This window comes from Arcicella lustrica, from assembly GCF_034930985.1.
In the GTDB taxonomy this organism is placed as follows: Bacteria; Bacteroidota; Bacteroidia; order Cytophagales; family Spirosomataceae; genus Arcicella; species Arcicella lustrica.
In genome coordinates this window covers 92,216-114,699 of sequence record NZ_JAYGIM010000008.1, presented here as the reverse complement: position 1 = coordinate 114,699, position 22,484 = coordinate 92,216, and the positions used below count along the sequence as shown (strand labels likewise).

Sequence of the window (22,484 nt, the reverse complement as noted above, 5' to 3'; positions counted from 1 at the left end):
ATATAAAATTTCTCTAAATTAGTGCAATTATCGTCAAACTAACATTCACTGATTTCAATGAAATATTCTAAAGCCATTGCCTCGCTTGCTTTCACCATTGCTTTATGTTATGCACTTAATAGAGGTTGGGGAACAGCTCCTGCCTTTGGGCGTTTTCTGAGTCCTTTTACGGGTTTTTGGGTAAATGCCGAAAAACCTTTGAGCGATAAACCTGTTGAGGGCTCTTTACAATTAGCAGGTTTGCAAGATGAAGTAACCATTGAATACGATGAACTTGGCATTCCGCATATTTTTGCCAATAATGACCATGATTTATACTTAGCGCAAGGATACGTTACGGCGAAAGATAGACTTTGGCAAATGGAATTTCAAACGCATTATGCAGCAGGTAGGCTGACGGAAATTGTGGGTGAAAAAGCCTTGGAATCAGATAAGTACAACCGTAGAATGGGGGCAGTATATGGTGCAGAGAAATCTTTGGCAGGCATGATGGAGGACCCACAGTCGAAAGTAGCTTTAGAAGCTTACTCAGAAGGAGTGAATGCGTACATCGACCAGCTAAAAGTAAGAACATTACCCGTAGAATATAAATTGTTGGGTTATCAACCAGAGCGTTGGACGCCTATTAAAAGTGCTTTGTTCTTGAAAAATATGTCTTTCGTATTAGCTTCTGGCACAGACGATTTACGCATGACGAATATCTTGAGAAAATATGGCAGAGAAGTAGCCGAAGAACTTTTTCCGAATTATCCTTTTGAAGAAAGTCCGATTATTCCAACAGGAACGCCTCAAGATTTTACGCCACTACCTTTGCCAAAAGCTCCAGCCGACTTTGTAGGAACTGGAAGTATGAAAGCAAGTACCGAACGTGATAAAGGCATTGGTTCAAACAACTGGGCAGTTAGCGGAAGTAAATCTGCTTCTGGTTTACCACTTTTAGCAAACGACCCACATCTTACTTTAAGTCTTCCTTCTATTTGGTATCAAATGCAATTGGTTGGTCCAAATGTCAATGTTTATGGTGCTACCATGCCGGGTACTCCGAATGTAATTAGTGGTTTCAATAAGGACATCGCTTGGGGAGTAACCAATGTAGGGGCTGATATTGTTGACTGGTATGAAGTGAAATTTAAAGATGCCAAAATGAATGAATATTGGCACGACGGACAATGGAAAAAGATTACCAAGCGTCCTGAAAGATATATTATGAAAAACGGAGAGGTTGTATTAGATACCGTTTTATTTACACATCATGGACCAATCGTGTATTTAGATAATGAAAAACCATTCAAGAAAAATATTCCGACGGGTCATGCACTAAGATGGATTGCACATGATAAATCACAAGAATTAACGACATTCTATCAGTTAAATCGTGCTAAAAATTATGATGATTATGTAAAAGCTTTGAGCTTCTACGCTGCTCCAGCACAGAATTTTGTCTTTGCAAGTAACCAAGATGACATTGCACTTTGGGTAAATGGTAAATTTCCATTGAAAGCGAAATTACAAGGAAAGTACATTTTAGATGGAACCGATAAAATGGCAGATTGGCAAGGATTTATTCCGCATGCACACAATCCACATGTGAAAAATCCAGCGAGAGGTTTTGTTAGTTCAGCCAATCAATCATCAACAGACCCTAGTTATCCATATTATATCAATTGGGAATTTGCTGCATCAGAACGTGGCAGACGCATCAATCAGCGTTTGGAAGGTATGAGTAAAATTACAGTAGATAGTTTAAGAGCTTTGCAAAACGATAATTATAATCTTAAAGCGGCTGGCATACTGGGCAAATTAATCAGCTTGGTAAAAGCACCAACAGCCAAACAAGCCAAAGCCATTAAAGTATTACAAACTTGGAATAAGCAAAATGATGTAGCTGAAATAGCACCAACGATTTTTGAAACATGGTCGAATTTATTGTACGAATCTATCTGGCAAGATGAATTTGCTTACGATGAAAATATTCCGATGAAGTATCCATCTTTGGATAAAACTATTCAGTTAATCAAGCAAGAACCAACAGCAAAATGGTTTGATAATGTAAATACTAAAAACAAAGTAGAAACATTGGAAGAATTAGCCGGTACTTCCTTAACCGCTACTTTGGATAGTTTAACCAAATGGCAAAAAGCCGATATGGGCTATACTTGGGCTTGGGCAAATTATAAATCTACCGACATCAAACATTTAATTCCCGGTTTGGATGCTTTCAGTAAAATGAACGTGAATATTGGCGGAGGAACAGGGATTGTCAATGCCACAACCGAACGCACAGGACCATCTTGGAGAATGATTATACAATTAGGAAAAAACAATGCTGTGAAAGGTTATGGTGTCATTCCGGGTGGGCAATCGGGCAATCCGGGCAGTCCGCATTATGATGATATGATTGAAACTTGGCGACAAGGAAAACTCAATGAGTTATTATTCCTGCAAAACAAAAATGAGAAATCGGCAAGAATCAAAAAGACAATCAAGCTAACGAAGTAAGGGCATAATTTTAAAATACAAATCAGACATTAAGATGATAAATAATATTTCAACAAGCGATAAAGAAACTACTTTTTTAGGGAAACTAGTTTCAGCATTTTTTAGTCCACTAACCTCAATTATTATTATGTTGGCTTTTGTGAGTCAATACTTTTTCGATTGGTGGGTAATTGCATTGGCGTCTTTTACAGCCTGTTATTTACAGGCAAAATCTAGCGGAGAAGCCTTCCGAAAGGGAGCAGGAGGCATTGCAATGCTTTGGCTTTTGGTAACTTTATATTATCATATTGCTACAGATGGAATACTTTCTACCAAAATTGCAAGCATTTTACCTTTGAATGGAAACGCTGGTCTTTTAATCGCTATTACGGTTTTGATTGGCGGTTTAGTAGGCGGTTTTGCAGGCATGAGCGGTTACTTGGTAAGAAGTTCGCTCAATAAATAATTGGCACGAAGGCTTTGAAAATGAATGAAAGCACTTAAATTGTAACTTCTTAACAATTAAATAACTTATTGGTAAGTGTGCTTTTTGATATTAACTGTTTGATTTTCAGTGTAATGTTGTGCTGAATGCTTCATTTTCAAATTGCCACAAATTTAGTATATTTGTTAAATTTTTATCTTCCAAATACCCCAACCGAAGACAAACATAATTCAAAAATTATCCCTTGGGGCAGGGGCTTTAACTGAAATGAAAAAATTATCCCTAATCTTGTGCAGTGGCTTATTAGCAATTGGATGTTTCTCGTGTGATAAATCTGCCAACAAGGAAACTGCTACTTCTGGCTCTTCTTCATCAGCCGCTAGTGGCGAAAAGAAAACAGTTTATGTCAATACAGATTCATTATTGGCAAACTATCAATTTTACAAGGATGCTCAAAAAGAATTTGAAAATAAGGGCTACCGCTTACAAGTAGATTTAGGTCAACGTGAAAGATCGCTTCAAGGTGAATTACAAGCAATTCAACAAAGAGCGCAAACAATGACACAAGCAGATTTACAAGCTGCCGACATGATGTTGAAGAAAAAAGGTTCTGAATTACAGCAATACAGCCAACAAAAACAAGCAGCTTTAGCCGAAGAACAAGGCAAAAAAATGCAAGAATTGTATGCTAACATTCGTGAATACATCAAAAAACATAATGCTGAAAACAAGTTTGAATTCGTATTAGGTTATACTTTGAGTGGCGGTGGAATTCTTTTTGCTGACGATAGTGCAGACAGAACTAAAGAAATCGTAGAAGGCTTAAACAAAGAATATGCTGAGAAAAAAGGACCAGAAAAGAAATAATTAAGATTATTCTTTAAAGTTTTTATAATTTTGTCAAAGAAAAAGCCGTACAGATTTACTGTATGGCTTTTTTTAGCAAGAATTCTCCCTACACTTTTTCAAAAACAGATTAAACTATATCAAGATGGCAAAGGAAAGCATTGAAAAAAATATAGAAATTAAAAACAGAAGAGCATCGTTCGAGTACTTTTTTATTGAAAAATTCTCGGCTGGTGTGATGTTGATGGGAACAGAAATTAAGTCGATTCGTCAGGGGAAAGTAAATTTGACGGATGCTTATTGTTTGTTCTTGAATGAGGAATTGTACATCCGACAAATGAATATTTCGAAGTACAATGAAGGAACACATTATAACCACGAGCCATTAAGAGACCGTAAGTTATTATTGACCAAAAAAGAAATTAAGAAATTACAGAATAAATTGAAAGACCAAGGTTTAACCATTGTTCCAACAAGAATGTATATTTCTGACAGAGGTTTTGCGAAGATAGATATTGCTTTGGCAAAAGGTAAAAAACTATATGACAAGCGTGATTCTATCAAAGAAAAAGATGTGAAAAGAAGTATGGAACGTGAATAAAATCAGTGATTTAATACGTTCCATATTAAATCACTGATTCGAGTTTTACTCTAGTTCAATAGAATCTTTTTCACCAACTTGTTGTCTCCACATCGCATAATACAAACCTTTGTTGTCGAGTAATTCAGTATGCGAGCCATTTTCTACAATTCTACCTTTTTCCAATACAAAAATCTTATCGGCGTGCATAATCGTTGAAAGTCTGTGGGCAATCACAATGGTAAGATGTGTGTGTCCTTCCGATACTTCACGAATAGTTTCTGAAATTTCTTCTTCCGTTAATGAATCCAAAGAAGAAGTTGCTTCATCAAATACCAATAAATTTGGGTTACGCAATAAAGCTCTGGCGATACTTAAACGTTGTTTTTCACCGCCTGATACTTTTACGCCACCTTCTCCAATAACACTGTCTAGTCCTTTGTCGGCACGTTCTAACAGCGTATTGCAAGCCGCTTTTTTCAGTACATCCAAACATTGTTCATCTGTTGCAGATGGATTCACGAATAATAAATTTTCACGAATAGTACCCGAAAACAGTTGAGTATCTTGGGTTACAAACCCAATGCGTTCACGTAATTGGTCGAAATCAATTTCATTATAGTTATGTCCATTGAAAAGGATTTTACCTTCTTTCGGGCGATATAAACCTACTAATAATTTCACTAAAGTAGATTTCCCTGAACCTGATGGTCCAACAAATGCAATGGTTTCGCCTTTTTTAGCTTCAAAAGAAATTTTGCGAAGAGCATCTTTACTAGCAGATTGATGACGAAATTTAACGTCTTCAAAAGCCAAAGAATCAATGCTGATAACTGGATATGGATTTATAGGTTTTACTTCTACAGGAATTTTAAAAATATCTTCAAAATTCTGTAATGAAACTTCTGCCTCACGATAAGTATTTACCACATTTCCGATTTCTTGTAAAGGTCCAAAAAGGAAGAAAGAGTAAATATTCAATGAATAAAATTCACCAATGGTGATTTTGTTTTCGTAAATCAAATAGATTAAAACCAACACCATCAAAGCACGAATGAAGTTTACACAAGTACCTTGCACAAAAGACATCGAACGAACATAACGTACTTTTTTGAGTTCGAGGGCTAATATTTTTTGCGTGGTAGCATTGAGTTGGGCAATTTCTTGTTTAGCTAAACCCAGTGATTTTACCAATTCAATATTCCGTAAAGATTCAGTGGTAGAACCTGCCAAGCCTGTTGATTCTTTTACAATTTGAATTTGAATGGTTTTAATTTTTTTACTCAAAACCGAGCTAATCCAAGCAATTAGTGGCCCTGTTACTAAGAATAAAGGCAGAATCATCCAATGTACCGAAAAGGCATAAACTGAGATAAATATCAAAGCAATAACCGATTGGAAAAGAATATTGATTCCGACAGAAATTAGTTTTTCGACATCAACTCTTACTTTTTGCAATTTGCCCAAAGTTTCACCTGAACGCTGATCTTCAAAAGATTCATAAGGTAATTCAAGCGAGTGACTAATGCCATCGGCATAAATTTGCGCTCCTACTCGTTGGGTAACAGTACTGATAAAGTAATCTTGAAAGTTTTTAGCCACTCTACTCACAAAAGCTACTCCGATTGAAGCACCAGAAAGTGGTAAAATGGCATAAAGGAATTCTTGAACGGTGTGATTATCGGAACGATAAACGGTGGCTACATCATCAATGATTTTTCGGAAAATGAAAGGGTCAAGTAATGAAAAAATCTGATTGATGGCAGCTAATAACAATGCTCCCAAAACGGTGGTTTGGTACTTTTTTAGGTAACGGTAAAGTATTTTCATGTGGGTAATTTGCTGAATTAAAGACTACTTATTAACCCAAAGCTCAAAAAATAAGTTCTCAAGAATACAATAGGCTTAAAATGAAACAGCCACAAAACTCATTTAAGAGAATTCTGTGGCTGTTTTTGGTATATTATGTTTATTTAAAATCGCTTCAATGCCATTTCAGAAACAGTTTGTCCGATAGATAAAGACGACGTTGCCGCTGGCGAAGGAGCATTTAAAATATTGATTACTTTTTCATCTTCAATGATTGAGAAATCATCAAGTAAACCACCAGTACGGTCGCAAGCTTGCGCTCTTACACCTGCACCACCTTCAATTAAATCTGATTCTTGAATATCTGGAATTAACTCTTGCAAAGCCTTGGTGAAAGCCGCTTTCGAGAAACTTCTGTACATTTCTCCTAAACCAGTTTCCCAATATTTTGCCGCTACTTTCTGGAAACCACCCCAGGTAAGGGTATCCCACAATTCTTTTGGGTCGATGTCTAATTTTTTATAACCTTCTTTTCTAAATGCTAATACTGCATTTGGTCCAGCCTCAATTCCACCACGCATCATTCTAGTAAAATGTACTCCTAAGAATGGGAAATTTGGGTCAGGAACAGGATAAATCAAGTTTTTTACTAAATAATGTTTTTCAGGACGAATCTTAAAGTACTCTCCACGGAAAGGAACAATGCGCACATCAATCGGTCTGTCTTGTGACATCTGCGCTATTTTATCTGAATACAAACCAGCACAATTGATAACCAATTTGGTTTCATAAGTATTTCTTTCAGTTTTGATGATTGATAAAGAATGTCCTTTGGTTACGCCTGTTACTTTTTCATTAAAGAGTAATTCTGCACCAAGTGTTCTTAATTTATCCGCCATTTTTTGCGAAACTACTTTATAGTCAACAATACCAGTTTGTGGCACCCACATTCCTTCTACACAAGTAACATAAGGTTCATATTCTTTTACTTCGGCAGCTGAAATTTTACGTAAACCTTCCAAACCATTTTGTTGACCACGGATATAAAGATTTTCTAATTGTTGGCGTTGTTCGTGTTTGGTTGCCACTACAACTTTCCCCGTCAATTCGTAAGGAATATTTTCTTGATTACAAAAATCAATGAGTTGATGATAGCCTCTAATACAGTTGGTTGCTTTCAAAGAACCGGGTTTATAATAAAGTCCAGAGTGAATAACACCAGAATTATTACCTGTTTGATGAACGGCTACTTCACGTTCTTTTTCAAGAACCAAAATTTTCATTTCTGGTCGTTGTTCCTTGATTTTTAGAGCGGTAGCAAGCCCAACGATTCCTCCACCGATTACGATAATATCGTGCTGCATAATATATTTTAGGGTTTTCTCATGTAATGTTTCTGTAAAAACAGGCTGTAAAGATACAACAAAAAGACCTGTGACGATTTAAAACATCACAGGTCTTTTCAAGAAGTCTTTTTTTCATTTATATCGGCGATAGCTTATAAGTAGTTACAATTTCTGTAACGGAAGCTGGGGATACTCCTAAAAATGCTAAATTCATCGACCAAGTAGCTTCATCAGTGCTATTTTGTTTTAAAACAGCGTGATATTCAATCACATCCTTATTGAAATTAACCATGTCGTAAAGTTCTACAGGATGGTTTTCAATAGCAAGTTCTAGTTGCTTATCGTTATTGAGCAACTTCCATTTTCCTTTTTGTACAACCAAACCTTGTTGAAGGCTTGTTATAGTACCATCGGGCTTGAAATTGATTTGAATTTTTGAAATGGTATTACTCAAGCCAATACTTTGTTGTCTTGAAAATAACATCTTGTTTTTGGTACCAGCCAGCATATTAATCTCGCTGTATTGCCAAAACCCGTTGACCAACGTTTGCTTAACGCTAGAACTAATAGAAGTGTTTTTTACACTTGAAGGAACAACCTTTTCTAGAGGTGTTATGCTTTCATCGCAACTAGTCATCAGCCCGATACACAGTATCGAGATGATAAAGAATAGTGGTTTTCTCATGAAATTTAATGGCGGTTAAATTCATTACAAATATATTAGTAAAAACGACATTGACAAATGCGCAAAGTCATGTTGAAATTTATACTTACATTAAGAAAGATAAATCCGTGTTTTTCGTTATAAATTTACGATAAGCGTAGTAATTACTTTTTTTAAAGCTGAAATTTTTGTTCAATTTTTTGCTCCTATCTTTTATTTTTATCGAAAATCATCAAATCGTGAGCTAAAAGCGTCTGAACGAATGTACTGTTTAAACGAATTAATCAGATGAAAGCGATTTCTTTTTTGCTCTTGTTGATGAGCTTTACTCGTGTTTTTTCACAAGATGTTCAGTCTGCCAGTAAGTCATATTTTCACCTAAAACTGAAAGTATTAGATGCTGAAAATCATAAAAGTTTAGAAGGTACTTTCTTAAAACTATATACGAAAAATAAGCCTCAAAGGGTTGACTCAAGTATCGTTGAAAATGGCTATGCAATTTTTAAGCTTGAAAAAGGAAATGAATATGAACTTTTAGCCCAATTCGACGAGTACCTGACTCAGCGTGCTAGCTTTAATGCCGCTTGTTATCTACAAAATCCCAGCAAAGCATTTTGTGTTTCGGGAATTGATATTGAGCATATCAGTAAACTTTCTAATCAAAGTAGTTTAATAGAGGCTTCGATGAGTATGAAAAAGATTAATTTGAATGATGTCTTTGGCGTTGAACATATTCATTATGATTTTGATAAATGGGAAATTAGAAAAGATGCTTGGGCGGGATTGAATAATTTAATTCAGTTGCTGAAAGATAATCCAAGTATCAAAGTAGAACTTGGTTCTCATACTGATAGCCGTTCAGATGAAGGTTACAACATGGTTTTATCTCAAAAACGTGCTGACGAAGCCGTTAATTTCATTGTAAATAAAGGTAAAATTGCCCAAGAACGAATTATTGCTAAAGGCTATGGCGAAAGCCAATTACTGAATCATTGTAAGGATGGCGTAAATTGTTCAGAGAAAGAACATGCACTTAATAGACGAACGGAAATCAAAGTTTTAGGCTACCAAACCAATAAAAAACCATCAGTATTACAAAGAGGAACAGCCATTTCTGGAGCAAGGAATTGATAAATTCAGAGATAATTCACTCTATCTTGCTGATTATCAAAAACTTTCTTGGTAACATTTTGTAATTACAAACAGAATGTGTAATTTTGCACTCCAATTTTTAAAACAACATTACATACTTATGGAATTACGTAATTATGAAACGGTATTCATCTTAACTCCCGTTTTGTCTGAACAGCAGACAAAGGATGCCGTTGAAAAGTTCAAAAAAATCCTAACGGATAACAATGCTGAAATCGTAAATGAAGAAGCATGGGGAATACGTAAGCTGGCGTATCCTATTCAAAACAAACAAACTGGTTACTATTACATCGTTGAATTCAAAGCAGAAGGAACGTTAGTAGCTAAATTGGAACTTGAATACAAGCGTGACGAAAAAGTGATTCGTTTCTTGACAACTGTTCTTGATAAGCACGCAGTTGCATATAACGAGCGTAAGCAAAAAGGTTTAGTAGGTAAGAAACCAGTTGCTGCAGAAGCTAAAGCAGAATAAGTAAGACATTCACGAAATTCAACATTTTGAAATCATGACATTAGTAAACGAACCAGTTGACAAAAGCGTAATCCGCAAAAAATATTGCCGTTTCAAAAAATCAGGCATTAAATACATCGACTACAAAAACCCTGACTTTTTATTGAAGTTAGTAAACGAACAAGGAAAAATTCTTCCTCGTCGTCTTACTGGTACTTCTTTAAAATTTCAACGTAAAGTAGCTGTAGCTATCAAACGTGCTAGACACTTGGCTTTAATGCCTTACGTGGCTGACGGATTGAAATAGTTATCATAAATAAGGTTTTAGATAATAGGTTTTAGGTAATAAAAGATAGGTTGAGAGTTTAACTGTCGCCTCGAAGTAAAGCCCTAATATCTTAATAAAATAAAAAAATGGAAATCATCTTAAAGACTGACATCGCAGGTCTCGGTTATAAAAATGACGTAGTTACCGTAAAACCAGGATACGGACGTAACTACTTGATTCCACAAGGTTTCGCAGTTCAAGCGACGGGATCAAACAAAAAAATTCTTGCTGAAAACATCAAGCAAGTAGCTCACAAAGCTGAAAAAGTGAAAATGGATGCAGTTGCTTTGGCAGAAGCTATCGGTGATATTACTTTAGCAATTGCTGCGAAAGTAGGTGAAAGCGGTAAAATCTTCGGTCGTGTTACTACTATCCAAATCTCTGAATCTTTGAAAGAAAAAGGTTTTGATGTAGATAGAAAGAAAATTGCTTTGGATTCTGAAGTTAAATTTGTTGGTGATTTCACTGCAACACTTGACTTACACAAAGAAGTAAAACACAAAGTAAAATTCACAGTTGTAGCTGACTAATTGATAGCTATTATTACCGTTTGATAATTTTTCAGATAAAATAAAGAAAGCATCTCATAATTGGGATGCTTTCTTTATTTTATGCCTATGAGTCCGTTCTACTCAACAGTTTAATTGATGGCTGCTGTACTGGTGATATTTAAGTCGTAGTGTGATTTAGCTAAGATTTTTACTTCGTTGTTATAAAAACTAAAGAGGTAAATGTCATAGCTATCATTCGGTAGGGTTGCGTAATGTATTTTTTCTTCAAAATCATTTTGAATTAAACTGCCCTTTTTTAATATATTTCTGATTAAAGGAGCTTTTTTAATTACAGGAAAAAGAATGCTATACTTATTTGACCTAAATATTACAAAAAGGTTTTCGTCAAGACCATGATATGAAAAGCCAGTAGGATTTCTAATTATAAAAAAAGGAAATTCGAATAGGGCTTTTGGAGATTGATTGTTTTTTTCAAGCGAAGTTTTCGCAAGTATATTCTTTATTAAAGAACTAGTTTCTGGAGTAAATCGACATACACCTTCCTTCAAAGATACTGCTACTACATCGTTTACGAACTTCATATCACCTTTTCTAAGACCATGCAATCCACTTGGGAATTTTATTGGAAGCTTTGAAAGTAATACTGGTTTCATTGTTTCATGGTCATCAAATGTTCTGGTAGAATCATTTCTAAAGAAAAAATACCTTTTATTCAAACTAAAATTTGCACTAAAAACTTGCATTTCCATTCTTTTGTTGGCAAATTTTGTAAGAGAAATGGCATAAGTATAAGCCATAAAAACAAATGAAAAAGCTATTGAAATCCCTACAAATGTTTTTATAAGGACTTTGTTTTTTGAAAAAGTATTGATTTTTGAAAAAAGATATAAATAAGTACAAGCCGTTAATAACAAAGGATAAATCATGTACCTTGATTCCTGTTTGCCATTTCTTAAAAAGAAAGTCAACACGATAATCGCCAAACAAATAGACATTACCCCAAAAAGGAATAGGTTTGTTTTTTTTTCTTTTGTAAAGTAAGTCTTTAATACTTCTATCCCGTAAGATATGTAACATGAAAAAATAAGGAATCCAAAGGTATAATTAAGAATGGTATTTATTTTGAGTTGTGAGGAAATAGGTTCAATTAACAAGCTTGGCATTGCTATAATCGCTATTAATTCTTTTGGATGTTTTAGCCTTTCAAGAATTACACTTTTGCTTGGAGTATAATCTGGTTGTGTATAATTAGCATAGTAAAGAAACATAACTATGATAGATACAATTAGCCAATAAAAAGCATTTTTGTTTGCTCGTTGTAATGAAAATAATACAAAACCGACAGGTGCTAAAATCATGCTAGGGGCACTCGTACTAAGCGATAGGGCAAAAAATACAATACTCAGAATTAGTTTATTTTGTGTAATAAAGTAAATAGCAAGTACCATCAATAATACAACCGTATAATTTTGCAAAGATGCCATTGCCCATAGTGCATTCTCGTACGTCAGTGGTGAAAACAGTAAAATGCTTATTGGCACTAAAGCTAAGTACCCCATGTTAGCAAACTGTTTTACAAGTAATCTTAGCAAAACTAATATTGATGATATTCCTATCAACATGAATACTTTATAGTTCAATGTACCCACAATACTATTGTGTAAAAACATTATTAGCTTTGTATAAGCTATTCTGTGTTCATTATACTGTTGAAAAAAGGAAAGTACTTTTTCACTAAAACTAAGTCTTTCGTGAAGAAGAAGAAAGTTATTCAGTACGATGTCATCATAAAATGGGAAATCAGTAGAAAAAGTAAAAAAGCAATAAAAAAATAAAAGTATTGGACATGAAAATAATAGAATACCGATTACTTTAAGTGGACTTAAAACAGAACTATTCTTTACAGGCAAGTTTTCTTTCAATGAATTCATTAGCTACTAGTTTATTTGGGTAGCCAAAATTAAGTATTATTTTTGTATGTACTGTTATGAATACAAAATTTCTATACTCTAAAATTAATGCTAATGATTAAGTTATTTTTATTCTGTGAATTTTCAAACAAAGTAAATAAATCATCTCAGATTATGGGATACCTTCTTTACCTTTGTAGGATTTTTCTGTGATTAGATTTCGATTCTCAATAATAAAAGCAACGCTTTTTCGACTATCATCGTCATATATCTCACAAACAATTTTATCTTTAAATTCAGTGAATATGTTTAAATAAATTGTTACTGATATTTTTGCTCATCAGCATTCCTACATTGTTGCTTGGTCAAATTACAATTACGTCTCCTGTACTCAGACAAGTATTTCAACGTAATTTGAAAAACGAAGCTATCGTTACTGTAGCAGGTACTTATTCGCAACCAATTGATATAATTCAAGATACGAATGGATTCCAGTGAAAAGTGGTCAGGGAGTTGTTATAAACTAGACAGTGTTAAAAGCTAATCCATTTGTGGCTTATTTAAAGGTTCAATTACTGTAAAAGGCGGCTGGTATTCATTAGAAGTAAGAGGGCTTTTAAGCGGTAAAGTGGTTGGTGCTGTTTCAAAGATTGAAAAAATGGGTGTTGGCGAGGTATTTGTAATTGCCAGGCAATCAAATTTTGCGTTCTGAAAACGAAATACCTGCTTCTGACAATAGAGTAAACAGGTCTAATTTCTTGAAGGATTATAGTGTTAATGGTTATAAACAAGAATTTGACCCACAAGATACAAGTTATATTACTTATACAACTTCTAATTTTTCAATTAAGGAAAAAGTAATGATTAATCCATTTGGCTCATATTATTGGAGAAAAGTTGGAGAGAGCGTATGCAGAAGATCCTAATACGGCAGTATTCGACGATTTTCAAGATATTGATGTTCCTCTCGGTATTTACTAGTAGGCTTTCCTTACGAAAACCTGAATGCCGTTTTAAGTTGTTATGGTATCAATCTTGGTGTTAGAGCTATTCTTTTGTTTAAATGCTTATCCTGTAGGAACTTACATCTTATAATTTCTAAGAACTGGGACTGACCAAATTTTATAGAACAATAAAATGCTTTGAGACTTCTGTGAGATGGGAATTCCTATCAATTTTTCTTATTTATATAAAACCTGATACATTAAAACCAATATTCAGATGATCCTATTTAAAAAGATTTTGTTTTTTTTATTTTTCGCCAGTGTTAATTATACTCTTTTTGCTCAAATTAAGATTACATCTCCTCAAAATAGAGCAGTCTATCAGCGAAATCAAGAAGGTTTCTCTGAAATCACTGTTTCAGGTACATACGAAAAACAAATTGATAAAATAGAAGCAAGATTAATCCCTGTTGAAGCTGGACAAGGTGAAGCTGTTGATTGGACTGTCATAAAATTTTTGCCTCTCAATGGAAATTTTAGTGCTGTCATGAAGGTTAAACAAGGATGGTATAGTTTAGAATTAAGAGGTAGCCTTTATGGAACAGCGATAGGAGGTACTACCCGTCTTGAAAGAGTAGGGGTTGGGGAAGTTTTTGTAATAGCTGGGCAATCTAATGCCCAAGGAATGTCCTATATTGCAGGAATTGGTGCTGAGAGCGACCGAGTAAACTGTTTTTCATCTGCTACAAGTCTTGGAAATAATGTGAATAACTATATCTCTTTATCTCCATTTTCAAAATTAGATGCTGGAAGTAGAATTGCTCCAAGAGGGGTAAATGGTTGGTGTTGGGGAAGATTGGGCGATTTATTAGTGAATAAATTGAACGTTCCTGTAATGTTTTTTAATGCAGCTTTTGAAGGTACTTCAAGTAGTACTTGGGCAATTACAGCCAATGGAAATATCGCACCGAATCCATATATTGGAGGTACTTATGAGAATAGACTTCCATATCAAGACCTTTCAGACGCTTTTCATTATTTTGTAGCACAATTAGGAGTACGTTCTGTTTTATGGTGTCAGGGCGAATCAGATAATTTCTATATCAATCAAAAATTAGTGGTGGATAGTGAAAAATATCGTTCAAATCTTCAAACAGTTATTAATAAATCAAGGTCAGATGCTGGAAAAGATATTACTTGGGTCGTTTCTTTGACTTCTGGAGGTTCTTCAACTCCTTGTAATTTTTGTAGTACACCAATCATCACAGATGCTAATGTCATAAAAGGGCAACAGGCTGTTATTAATCAAGCTAACAATAATGTTTTTCAAGGACCCAATACAGATCTTATTCAAGTTACTGGCAGACAAGATGGAGTACATTTTAACGGTGTTGGTTTAGAACAACTTGCTATTGCTTGGAATAATGCACTGGACAATAACTTTTTTAACAATTCAAAGCCTCAATTACCAAATACTATCGCTGATTTAGCTTTTAGTTGTGGCAATAACCAAGTAAATGTAAGCTTGCCTGATGGTTTCTCAAACTATCAATGGTCAAATAATGGTTCTAATTTTGCTAGTGGAGTATTTTCAACGCAACGCAATGCAACACTTGCTGTAGGTACTGATAAAACGTATTATGCACGTTATCGTGATAATGTGGGAAATGTTATTCAAGTTCCATATATTTCTTTTGTAGGAAGTGCTGTTCCTTCTTCATCAATTTCTGCTAGTGGCGATGTTAGTTTTTGTGATGGAAATAGCGTAGTCTTGAATGCCAATGATGCCTCTATCTATGAATGGAGTAATGGGAGTACATCAAAATCAATAACAGTTTCTAATTCTGGAAGTTTTGCAGTTAGAATTGTCAATCAATTTGGCTGTCAGTCTGGATTTTCAGCACCTGTAGTTACTACAAACAAACCTTTACCCGCTAAACCTGTCATTACAGCAGGTGGTCCAACTACTTTTTGTGCAGATACTGATGTTACTTTAACCTCATCAAACTTACAATCGAACAATTATATTTGGAGTACAGGAAGTAACAGTCAAAATATCAAAGTTAATACTTCTGGAACATATAGCGTAACAACGGTAAGTTCACAAGGTTGTGCTTCTCCAATTTCAGATGGAATTAAAATTGTGGTAAATCCTTTGCCGCCAACACCAAGTATCACTGCTAGTGGCCCAACTACATTTTGTGCAGATACAGATGTTACATTAACTTCTTCTACTTTACAGGCCAATAAATATTTATGGAGTACAGGAAGTACTACGCCGAATGTAACAATTATTAATTCGGGTAATTATACTGTTAAAACCATTAGTACAGAAGGATGTTTTTCTCCTACTTCTCCAGTTGTTCAAATCGTTGTTAAGCCATTACCACCAAAGCCAACTATTACGACGAATGGTCCAACTACATTTTGTGCTGATACGAATGTAGTACTTAATTCTTCGAATCTTCAAGCTGTTAATTATTTATGGAGTACTGGAAGTAGTAGCCAGAATATAAAAATTAATCTTTCAGGAAACTACACAATCAGAACAATCAATAATCAAGGTTGTTATTCGCCAAGCTCTGATGGTATTAGAGTTGTAGTAAACCCTTTGCCACCAACACCAAGTATTTTACCTAATGGACCAACTACTTTTTGTGCTGATACAAATGTTGTTTTAACTTCAACATCTCAAAATGCAGTTAAATACTTATGGAGTACTGGTGCTACAAGTAATGCTATTAAAATCAATACGCAAGGGAATTATATCGTAAGAACAATTGATAATAATAACTGCTACTCAATTAATTCTCCTACAATGAGAATTACGGTAAATCAATTACCTACTACTCCAACAATTGTGACGAGTAAAGACAGTGTTTTCTGTGATGGAGATAATACTATTTTGCAAATGAGTTTAGCTTCTGGAAACAAGCCTACTTGGGTAGCTGCTCAGAATGGAACAGTAACAAACTATGGAATTCAAAATTTGACGGTAACTCAGTCTGGGGCATTTCGTGCTTATCAAACAGATTTAAATAACTGTAAATCTGTTATTTCTCCTAATGTTTATGTGGCAGTCAAGCCGAACCCTCCTAAAGTAGATTCAATTGTTCGTTTAAGCCCTTATTCTGTTGCAGTAAATGCTATCAAAGCAGACCAATATGTTTGGCAAGTAAACGGTGTGGTAAATAATACAATTTCAGGAAGTCCTATTAGGTTTACTGAAGAAGCAAATCTGAGTGTAATTGCTAAAAATGTGTATAAAACACTTTTCTATGGAGATAAATTTTGTTTTTCTCCAGCATCTAAAGAATATATTTTTAGATATTATGACGACCGTGGCGTATCAATTTATCCGAATCCAAGTAATGGGATTTTAAAAATTGAAGCAAGATACGATTGGAATAATACAACTTATGAAGTATATGATTTATTAGGAAGAATGGTAAGAAGAGGCACAATCACTTCTTTGGATACCAGCAGAACCTTAGATCTAACGATGTTGCCAGAAGGCGAGTACATATTGAGATTAAATACACAATCTCTTTTAATTGCTAAAAGGATAATTATTAATCGTTAGTTCGATTATATAAAATATAAAAAAGCTCGATTTCAATTTAGAAATCGAGCTTTTTTATATTTTATAATTTTGCTAAAACTTCTTTTACTGCTTCGAAGTTTGGAACATCTCCAGCACTTTCAAGTACTTCTGCATATTGAATGCTTCCGTTTCCATCAATTACAAATGCTGAACGTTTTGAAACACCTTTCATGCCTAAAACAAAGTTTTCATAAATGCTTTCGTAAGCTGTTGATACTTCTTTGTTGAAATCAGACAATAAATCAAAAGGAAGACTTTGTTCTGCTTTGAATTTACCTAAAGTGAAAATTGAGTCAACAGAAATACCGATAATCTCAGCATTTAGCTTTGAATAAGTAGCGATATTATCTCTCATTTCACATAATTCAGCAGTACAAACACTTGTAAATGCTAAAGGGAAAAACAGAATAACAACGTTTTTACCTTTGTAAACTGAAAGACTAATTTCTTTTTTTTCGGTATTGAATAAAGTAAAACTTGGAGCTAAATCACCAATTTGTAAAGCCATTTTATCTATAATTTAGATGTGAATAATGATTATAATACTGTTACTTCTTCAATTCCCAAAGCTTTACCTGCGGTTGGCGTTACTTGAAATTCAACAGCTGATTTTTTGCTATCTTTAAAAGCCTCACGTGGTTTGATACTCAAGATTTGAAATAACTCTTGGTCATTTTTCACCGCTGGATTTGGCGTCGTCAACAATACATCTCCTGAGAAGATTGAGTTAGCACCCGCCATGAAACAAAGTGTTTGTCCTTCGTAAGTCATATCCAAACGTCCAGCAGAAAGTCTTACCATTGATTTTGGCATCAAAATTCTTGCAGTAGCGATTGTTCTAACCATATCCCAAATAGAAGCTGGTTCTTGGTCACCAAGTGGCGTACCTTTGATGGGTACAAGGTTATTGATTGGCACAGAATCTGGATGCTGAGGCATATTTGCCAAGGTTTTCAACATTCCGATGCGGTCACCATCAGATTCTCCTAAACCAATAATTCCTCCCGAACAAACTGAAATTTTCGCTTTACGAACATTATCAATCGTATTCAAACGATCAGCGAAAGTACGAGTAGAAATTACGTCTTCGTAATGCTCTTCACTCGTATCAACGTTATGGTTATATGCGTATAAACCAGCTTCTTTTAATTTTTCAGCTTGCGATTCCGTCAACATTCCTAAAGTACAGCAAACTTCTAAACCCATAGAATTTACGCCCTGTACCATTCCTAATACTTTGTCAAAATCTTTGTTGTCACGTACTTCACGCCAAGCGGCACCCATACAAAAACGTGAACTTCCTGCATCTTTTGCTCTTTGTGCTGCTGATAATACTTCGTCAAGTTCCATCAATTTTTGAACTTTTACATCGGTATGATAGCGAGCAGCCTGTGAACAATAAGAACAATCTTCTGGACAGCCACCTGTTTTGATTGAAAGTAAAGTACTGATTTGTACCTCTTGTGGATCATTGAATTGGCGATGTACAGTGGCTGCACGATACACTAATTCCATGAATGGGAGGTTATAAATTTCTTCGATTTCTTCTCTAGTCCAATTATTTTTTATCATGGTATCATCTTGGCGATTTTTATTCGCTTTATGTTAATTAATCAAAATTAAACATGGATTTCGGGTTTGACAAATTGAGAAGCCTTTTTGTGGTTTGAAATTTATCGAAAAATTGGATTTTTTACGGATTTCGTTTGAAGGTTATCTTTTAGATTATTTTTTTAAAGAAATAATTAATACACTGAAAATGGAAATATTTAGTTTTAAATTCTTTTAATTGTATGTTGTTTAGAATTTAATTCCATAATAGGCTGATTATTTACTTTTTTTAGAATTTAATTCTATAAGGACGAATTTGTAAAATTTGTTTTTTCTACAATCAGGTGTTATTTTTGAATAAGAATCCTTCAAAAAACAAGAATCATGAGTCAGAAAATTTTAATATTCGATACAACCCTTCGTGATGGCGAACAAGTGCCAGGTTGTCAATTAAATACCGAAGAAAAATTGCAAGTTGCTGAACAACTGGAATTACTTGGGGTAGATATTATCGAAGCTGGTTTTCCGATTTCTTCTCCTGGCGATTTTCGTTCAGTTGAAGAGATTGCTAAATTAGTTAAAAACGCTACTGTTTGTGGACTGACTCGTGCCAAAAAAGAAGACATTGATGCGGCTGCCGCAGCATTGAAACACGCAAAATATCCAAGAATTCACACAGGTATTGGTTCATCTGATACGCACATTAAATATAAATTCAACTCTACTCGTGAAGAAATTCTTGAGAAAGGTGTTTGGGCGGTTAAATATGCAAAATCTTATGTAGAAGATGTTGAATTCTTCGCAGAAGATGCTGGTCGTGCAGATTTAGTTTTCTTGGCACAATTAACTGAAGCTGTGATTGATGCTGGTGCAACAGTGGTAAACTTGCCAGATACAACAGGTTATTTGTTACCTCAACAAATGTTCCAACGTATCAACTATTTGTTTGAAAACGTTCCGAATATTCACAAAGCGGTAATTTCAATGCACAACCACAACGATTTAGGTTTGGCAACTGCTAATACCATTGCTGGTATTCAAGCTGGTGCAAGACAAGTTGAAGTAACTATCAACGGAATCGGTGAACGTGCTGGAAATACTTCTTTAGAAGAAGTAGCAATGATTTTGAATACGCACAAAGATTTAGGTTACCACACAGGAATCAATTCTAAACACTTGTATCCATTCTCGCAGTTTGTTTCTAATTTGATGGGAATGCCAGTACAAGCGAATAAAGCAATTGTTGGTGCAAATGCTTTTGCACACTCTTCAGGTATTCACCAAGATGGTTTCTTGAAACATACTCAGAATTATGAAATTATGAATCCAGAAGATGTTGGTGTTCCTTCATCAGCGATTGTATTGACTTCTCGTTCTGGACGTGCTGCCTTGCGTCACCGTTTGCAATTATTAGGTTTTGAATTCGAAAAACCAGATTTAGATAAACTTTATACTCGTTTCTTGTTGATGGCTGATGCTCGTAAACAATTGAATGATGAAGATTTGAAAGAATTGGTTGGATAAATATATTCTTTAATCATGTAAAAAGGCTTCCTTGAATATCAGGGAAGCCTTTTAGTTTAATACCTATTGCTCTATTTCCTAACAATAATATTGATTGTGAAAAATGAAAACATTTGTATTTATTTCCGTATTGTGTATATCCTTTTCCGTTAAAGCATCTTTTGCCCAATATCGTATCAAAGGGATAATTAAAGACTCAATAACGAAAGAGGCTTTAGCTTTTGCTACTGTTCAATTACAGATTGAAAAAAATGGTGTTTATACAGATGAAAAGGGATATTTTGAGATAAGCTCAAAACACAGAATAGATACTTTAATAGTAAGTTATTTGTCTTATCAAGAGAAAAAGATAGCCGTTTCACAACTAAATGAAATAGATGAAAATACAATCTTTCTATCGAATACTGCTACCAATTTGTCGGAAGTAATTGTAACGTCTAAGAAAAGTAAAAAGGGAAATATAATGTTGGGTCATTATGATTTTCCTACAACATTTAACTGGGGTTCTGGACCTGCGGATATTTTTTTGAATTATTATAGGAATCTAACACAAGCATCTCCAATAATAAAAAAATTATATTTTGATTTTGGGAAAACCTTAAAAATAACCCATAAATCATTGATAAGAATTAGAGTTATGCAAAGGGATTCCTCTGCTGGAAAACCCACTAGAGATATTATTCAGGATAATATGGTTGTAGAGGTAAAACCATTTTCTTCAAAATTAATTTACGACATAGAAAAATATCAGATTACATTCCCGAAAAACGGTATTTTCATTGGTTTTGAAGTAATAGGAATTTATCGAAAACATGAATTAATTACGTTTAATCCGGGCAATAATTCTGTGTGGGTTTCCTCTACCGAGGATAAAAATAGAGACAAAATTGGAGAAGCATGGACATACTCTCCTTTCGATAGAAAATGGTTTACAAATTACAAAAGAGGTCATAATAGAATGTTTAAATTTGGGATGGAAATAGCAGATTGAATTTTCTGTTGTCAATGATTAATCAACAACAGAAAATATAATTATTTAGATGCCAAATACTTAATTCCATCCAAAAGCCTATCCAAATCTTGTAAACTTGTATAAACATGTGGAGTAACTCTTACGCCATCTAATTTTTCCCATTTTACAGGCGAAGTATGAATTTTATATTTTGCGAATAATTCTGCTTCAACTTTTCCAGCTTCCATACCTTCGATACTAAAATGTGCTAAAGCACCCGAATATTCAGGTTTGATAGGCGTATTGAGTTTAAATTTTGGTATTTTACTTGCCTCTTTTGCCCAATAACTTTTCAAGAAATGTAAACGTGCTTCTTTTCTGGCATTACCGATGGCTAATTGAAAATTAAGTGCTTGTCCAATGGCTTGTTCAATCATAAATGGACGAGTACCTAGGTTTTCAAATTTTCGAATATTGTCTGAATTTGGTTTATCATTAGGAATCAATGGAAAAACTTTACTGATTTTCTCTTTTTTCACCCAAAGCATTCCTGAACCGATTGGTGCCGAAAGCCATTTGTGTAAACTTGTTCCGAAGTAATCTCCACCCAAATCAGGAATTTTATATTCAAGATGAGCAAATGAATGCGCTCCATCAATTACTACTTCAATCCCACGTTTATGCGCTTCATCAGCGATGCGTTTTGCGGGTAAAATTTGTCCGTTCCAATTAACAATATGTGTTATATGAACAACTTTTGTTCGTGGAGTCATTTGTTCTACATATTTCTGTACAATCAAATCATTATCTTCCAATGGTAAATCTATGTTCACATAATTGATTTTTAATCCTTCTCTAAGCTCTCTTTGTCGCCAAGCGTGAAGCATATTTGGGTAGTCATATTTACTCATGACGATTTCATCGCCACGAGTTAAAGGCAAACCCAGAATCACAGTATCCAATGCCTCTGTAGCATTGCGGTTGATTGCGATTTCTTCGGGAGAAACACCAGAAAATTTAGCTAAGTTTTCACGCAGTGGTTCACGACCTTGGTCAAGAATTCGCCACATAAAATAGCTTGGAGCTTCATTGGCAAATTTTCCGTATCGTTCCACCGCATTTTGAACCACTGTTGGTGCCGGACTAACACCGCCATTATTCAAATTGATGATTTGTGGAGAAACGGTATAAGCCTGTTGAATTTGATACCAATAGTCTTCATCGGAAGCCATTAGTAGTTCAGATTTTTCTGGAGAGAAACTACTAATAGATTGTAAGTCATTGGATGATAAACCTTTAAAAGTTGGAAGTAAGGAGGCGCCAGCAAGCGCAGAAACTTGATTGATGAAATGTCGTCTTGTTGTCATATTTAGTTTGTTTTACATAAA

The 22,484-nt window shown here is 34.6% G+C and carries 20 protein-coding genes; 13 read left to right on the top strand and 7 right to left on the bottom strand.

Annotated features, from left to right (window positions below; genetic code table 11):
• The first annotated feature begins 57 nt into the window (after positions 1-57).
• From VB798_RS11330 to smpB, 4 genes are all read left to right on the top strand, one after another.
• A complete protein-coding gene (locus VB798_RS11330; protein ID WP_323258587.1) occupies positions 58-2,499 on the top strand; it encodes a penicillin acylase family protein in 2,442 nt (813 codons plus the stop codon).
• Positions 2,500-2,533: 34 nt separating this feature from the next.
• Positions 2,534-2,944 (top strand): hypothetical protein, encoded by a 411-nt coding sequence (locus VB798_RS11325; RefSeq protein ID WP_323258586.1) that lies wholly within the window; start codon positions 2,534-2,536, stop codon positions 2,942-2,944.
• Between the two features lie 246 nt (positions 2,945-3,190).
• Positions 3,191-3,790, top strand: a complete 600-nt coding sequence (locus VB798_RS11320) for an OmpH family outer membrane protein (RefSeq protein WP_323258585.1) — start codon at positions 3,191-3,193, stop codon at positions 3,788-3,790.
• A gap of 124 nt (positions 3,791-3,914) precedes the next feature.
• Positions 3,915-4,370 (top strand): SsrA-binding protein SmpB, encoded by a 456-nt coding sequence (gene smpB / locus VB798_RS11315; RefSeq protein ID WP_184137047.1) that lies wholly within the window; start codon positions 3,915-3,917, stop codon positions 4,368-4,370.
• Positions 4,371-4,415: 45 nt separating this feature from the next.
• Here the strand turns inward: smpB and VB798_RS11310 are convergent, their stop codons facing one another.
• The 3 genes from VB798_RS11310 to VB798_RS11300 all read right to left on the bottom strand — a co-directional run bounded on the left by VB798_RS11310 (position 4,416) and on the right by VB798_RS11300 (position 8,189).
• Positions 4,416-6,179, bottom strand: a complete 1,764-nt coding sequence (locus VB798_RS11310; RefSeq protein WP_323258584.1) for an ABC transporter ATP-binding protein — start codon at positions 6,177-6,179, stop codon at positions 4,416-4,418.
• A 143-nt stretch (positions 6,180-6,322) separates the two neighbouring features.
• Entirely contained in the window at positions 6,323-7,522 is a 1,200-nt protein-coding gene (gene lhgO, locus VB798_RS11305) for an L-2-hydroxyglutarate oxidase (protein WP_323258583.1), read from the bottom strand.
• A 118-nt stretch (positions 7,523-7,640) separates the two neighbouring features.
• On the bottom strand, positions 7,641-8,189 hold the full coding sequence (locus VB798_RS11300; protein WP_323258582.1) for a hypothetical protein: 549 nt from the start codon (positions 8,187-8,189) through the stop codon (positions 7,641-7,643).
• A 267-nt stretch (positions 8,190-8,456) separates the two neighbouring features.
• On the opposite strand from VB798_RS11300, the gene VB798_RS11295 reads away from it, so the two are divergent.
• From VB798_RS11295 to rplI, 4 genes are all read left to right on the top strand, one after another.
• Entirely contained in the window at positions 8,457-9,299 is an 843-nt protein-coding gene (locus VB798_RS11295) for an OmpA family protein (RefSeq protein WP_323258581.1), read from the top strand.
• Between the two features lie 121 nt (positions 9,300-9,420).
• Positions 9,421-9,792, top strand: coding sequence for a 30S ribosomal protein S6 (gene rpsF / locus VB798_RS11290; RefSeq protein WP_323258580.1), 372 nt, complete (start codon positions 9,421-9,423; stop codon positions 9,790-9,792).
• A gap of 34 nt (positions 9,793-9,826) precedes the next feature.
• Positions 9,827-10,078, top strand: a complete 252-nt coding sequence (rpsR, locus tag VB798_RS11285; RefSeq protein WP_184137058.1) for a 30S ribosomal protein S18 — start codon at positions 9,827-9,829, stop codon at positions 10,076-10,078.
• Positions 10,079-10,185: 107 nt separating this feature from the next.
• On the top strand, positions 10,186-10,629 hold the full coding sequence (gene rplI / locus VB798_RS11280) for a 50S ribosomal protein L9 (RefSeq protein WP_323258579.1): 444 nt from the start codon (positions 10,186-10,188) through the stop codon (positions 10,627-10,629).
• 110 nt (positions 10,630-10,739) lie between these two features.
• Here the strand turns inward: rplI and VB798_RS11275 are convergent, their stop codons facing one another.
• On the bottom strand, positions 10,740-12,542 hold the full coding sequence (locus VB798_RS11275) for a hypothetical protein (RefSeq protein WP_323258578.1): 1,803 nt from the start codon (positions 12,540-12,542) through the stop codon (positions 10,740-10,742).
• Between the two features lie 297 nt (positions 12,543-12,839).
• Between VB798_RS11275 and VB798_RS11270 the strand changes: the two genes are divergently transcribed.
• The 3 genes from VB798_RS11270 to VB798_RS11260 all read left to right on the top strand — a co-directional run bounded on the left by VB798_RS11270 (position 12,840) and on the right by VB798_RS11260 (position 17,048).
• Entirely contained in the window at positions 12,840-13,019 is a 180-nt protein-coding gene (locus VB798_RS11270) for a hypothetical protein (protein WP_323258577.1), read from the top strand.
• Between the two features lie 185 nt (positions 13,020-13,204).
• Entirely contained in the window at positions 13,205-13,447 is a 243-nt protein-coding gene (locus VB798_RS11265; RefSeq protein WP_323258576.1) for a hypothetical protein, read from the top strand.
• A gap of 295 nt (positions 13,448-13,742) precedes the next feature.
• Positions 13,743-17,048 carry a T9SS type A sorting domain-containing protein gene (locus VB798_RS11260; RefSeq protein WP_323258575.1) on the top strand — a complete coding sequence of 1,102 codons (3,306 nt, stop codon included), beginning with the start codon at positions 13,743-13,745 and terminating at the stop codon, positions 17,046-17,048.
• 61 nt (positions 17,049-17,109) lie between these two features.
• On the opposite strand, the gene VB798_RS11255 is transcribed toward VB798_RS11260, so the two are convergent.
• The gene (locus VB798_RS11255) at positions 17,110-17,577 is read right to left on the bottom strand and encodes a peroxiredoxin (RefSeq protein ID WP_323258574.1); all 468 of its coding nucleotides are present in this window, start codon (positions 17,575-17,577) and stop codon (positions 17,110-17,112) included.
• Between the two features lie 29 nt (positions 17,578-17,606).
• Positions 17,607-18,641, bottom strand: a complete 1,035-nt coding sequence (bioB, locus tag VB798_RS11250) for a biotin synthase BioB (protein WP_323258573.1) — start codon at positions 18,639-18,641, stop codon at positions 17,607-17,609.
• A 363-nt stretch (positions 18,642-19,004) separates the two neighbouring features.
• Here bioB and VB798_RS11245 point away from each other — a divergent pair, with 363 nt between their 5' ends.
• Together VB798_RS11245 and VB798_RS11240 are read left to right on the top strand one after the other, a co-directional pair.
• Positions 19,005-20,144 carry a 2-isopropylmalate synthase gene (locus VB798_RS11245; protein WP_323258572.1) on the top strand — a complete coding sequence of 380 codons (1,140 nt, stop codon included), beginning with the start codon at positions 19,005-19,007 and terminating at the stop codon, positions 20,142-20,144.
• 103 nt (positions 20,145-20,247) lie between these two features.
• Entirely contained in the window at positions 20,248-21,135 is an 888-nt protein-coding gene (locus tag VB798_RS11240) for a carboxypeptidase-like regulatory domain-containing protein (protein WP_323258571.1), read from the top strand.
• 41 nt (positions 21,136-21,176) lie between these two features.
• On the opposite strand, the gene VB798_RS11235 is transcribed toward VB798_RS11240, so the two are convergent.
• A complete protein-coding gene (locus tag VB798_RS11235) occupies positions 21,177-22,463 on the bottom strand; it encodes an aminotransferase class V-fold PLP-dependent enzyme (RefSeq protein WP_323258570.1) in 1,287 nt (428 codons plus the stop codon).
• Positions 22,464-22,484: the final 21 nt, after the last annotated feature.

What these genes read in the sequence shown, in the direction of transcription:
- VB798_RS11330 (WP_323258587.1), top strand. Translation starts at nt 58, where the DNA reads ATGAAATATTCTAAAGCCATTGCCTCGCTTGCTTTCACCATTGCTTTA.
- VB798_RS11325 (WP_323258586.1), top strand. Translation starts at nt 2,534, where the DNA reads ATGATAAATAATATTTCAACAAGCGATAAAGAAACTACTTTTTTAGGG.
- VB798_RS11320 (WP_323258585.1), top strand. Translation starts at nt 3,191, where the DNA reads ATGAAAAAATTATCCCTAATCTTGTGCAGTGGCTTATTAGCAATTGGA.
- smpB (WP_184137047.1), top strand. Translation starts at nt 3,915, where the DNA reads ATGGCAAAGGAAAGCATTGAAAAAAATATAGAAATTAAAAACAGAAGA.
- VB798_RS11310 (WP_323258584.1), bottom strand. Translation starts at nt 6,179, where the DNA reads ATGAAAATACTTTACCGTTACCTAAAAAAGTACCAAACCACCGTTTTG.
- lhgO (WP_323258583.1), bottom strand. Translation starts at nt 7,522, where the DNA reads ATGCAGCACGATATTATCGTAATCGGTGGAGGAATCGTTGGGCTTGCT.
- VB798_RS11300 (WP_323258582.1), bottom strand. Translation starts at nt 8,189, where the DNA reads ATGAGAAAACCACTATTCTTTATCATCTCGATACTGTGTATCGGGCTG.
- VB798_RS11295 (WP_323258581.1), top strand. Translation starts at nt 8,457, where the DNA reads ATGAAAGCGATTTCTTTTTTGCTCTTGTTGATGAGCTTTACTCGTGTT.
- rpsF (WP_323258580.1), top strand. Translation starts at nt 9,421, where the DNA reads ATGGAATTACGTAATTATGAAACGGTATTCATCTTAACTCCCGTTTTG.
- rpsR (WP_184137058.1), top strand. Translation starts at nt 9,827, where the DNA reads ATGACATTAGTAAACGAACCAGTTGACAAAAGCGTAATCCGCAAAAAA.
- rplI (WP_323258579.1), top strand. Translation starts at nt 10,186, where the DNA reads ATGGAAATCATCTTAAAGACTGACATCGCAGGTCTCGGTTATAAAAAT.
- VB798_RS11275 (WP_323258578.1), bottom strand. Translation starts at nt 12,542, where the DNA reads ATGAATTCATTGAAAGAAAACTTGCCTGTAAAGAATAGTTCTGTTTTA.
- VB798_RS11260 (WP_323258575.1), top strand. Translation starts at nt 13,743, where the DNA reads ATGATCCTATTTAAAAAGATTTTGTTTTTTTTATTTTTCGCCAGTGTT.
- VB798_RS11255 (WP_323258574.1), bottom strand. Translation starts at nt 17,577, where the DNA reads ATGGCTTTACAAATTGGTGATTTAGCTCCAAGTTTTACTTTATTCAAT.
- bioB (WP_323258573.1), bottom strand. Translation starts at nt 18,641, where the DNA reads ATGATAAAAAATAATTGGACTAGAGAAGAAATCGAAGAAATTTATAAC.
- VB798_RS11245 (WP_323258572.1), top strand. Translation starts at nt 19,005, where the DNA reads ATGAGTCAGAAAATTTTAATATTCGATACAACCCTTCGTGATGGCGAA.
- VB798_RS11240 (WP_323258571.1), top strand. Translation starts at nt 20,248, where the DNA reads ATGAAAACATTTGTATTTATTTCCGTATTGTGTATATCCTTTTCCGTT.
- VB798_RS11235 (WP_323258570.1), bottom strand. Translation starts at nt 22,463, where the DNA reads ATGACAACAAGACGACATTTCATCAATCAAGTTTCTGCGCTTGCTGGC.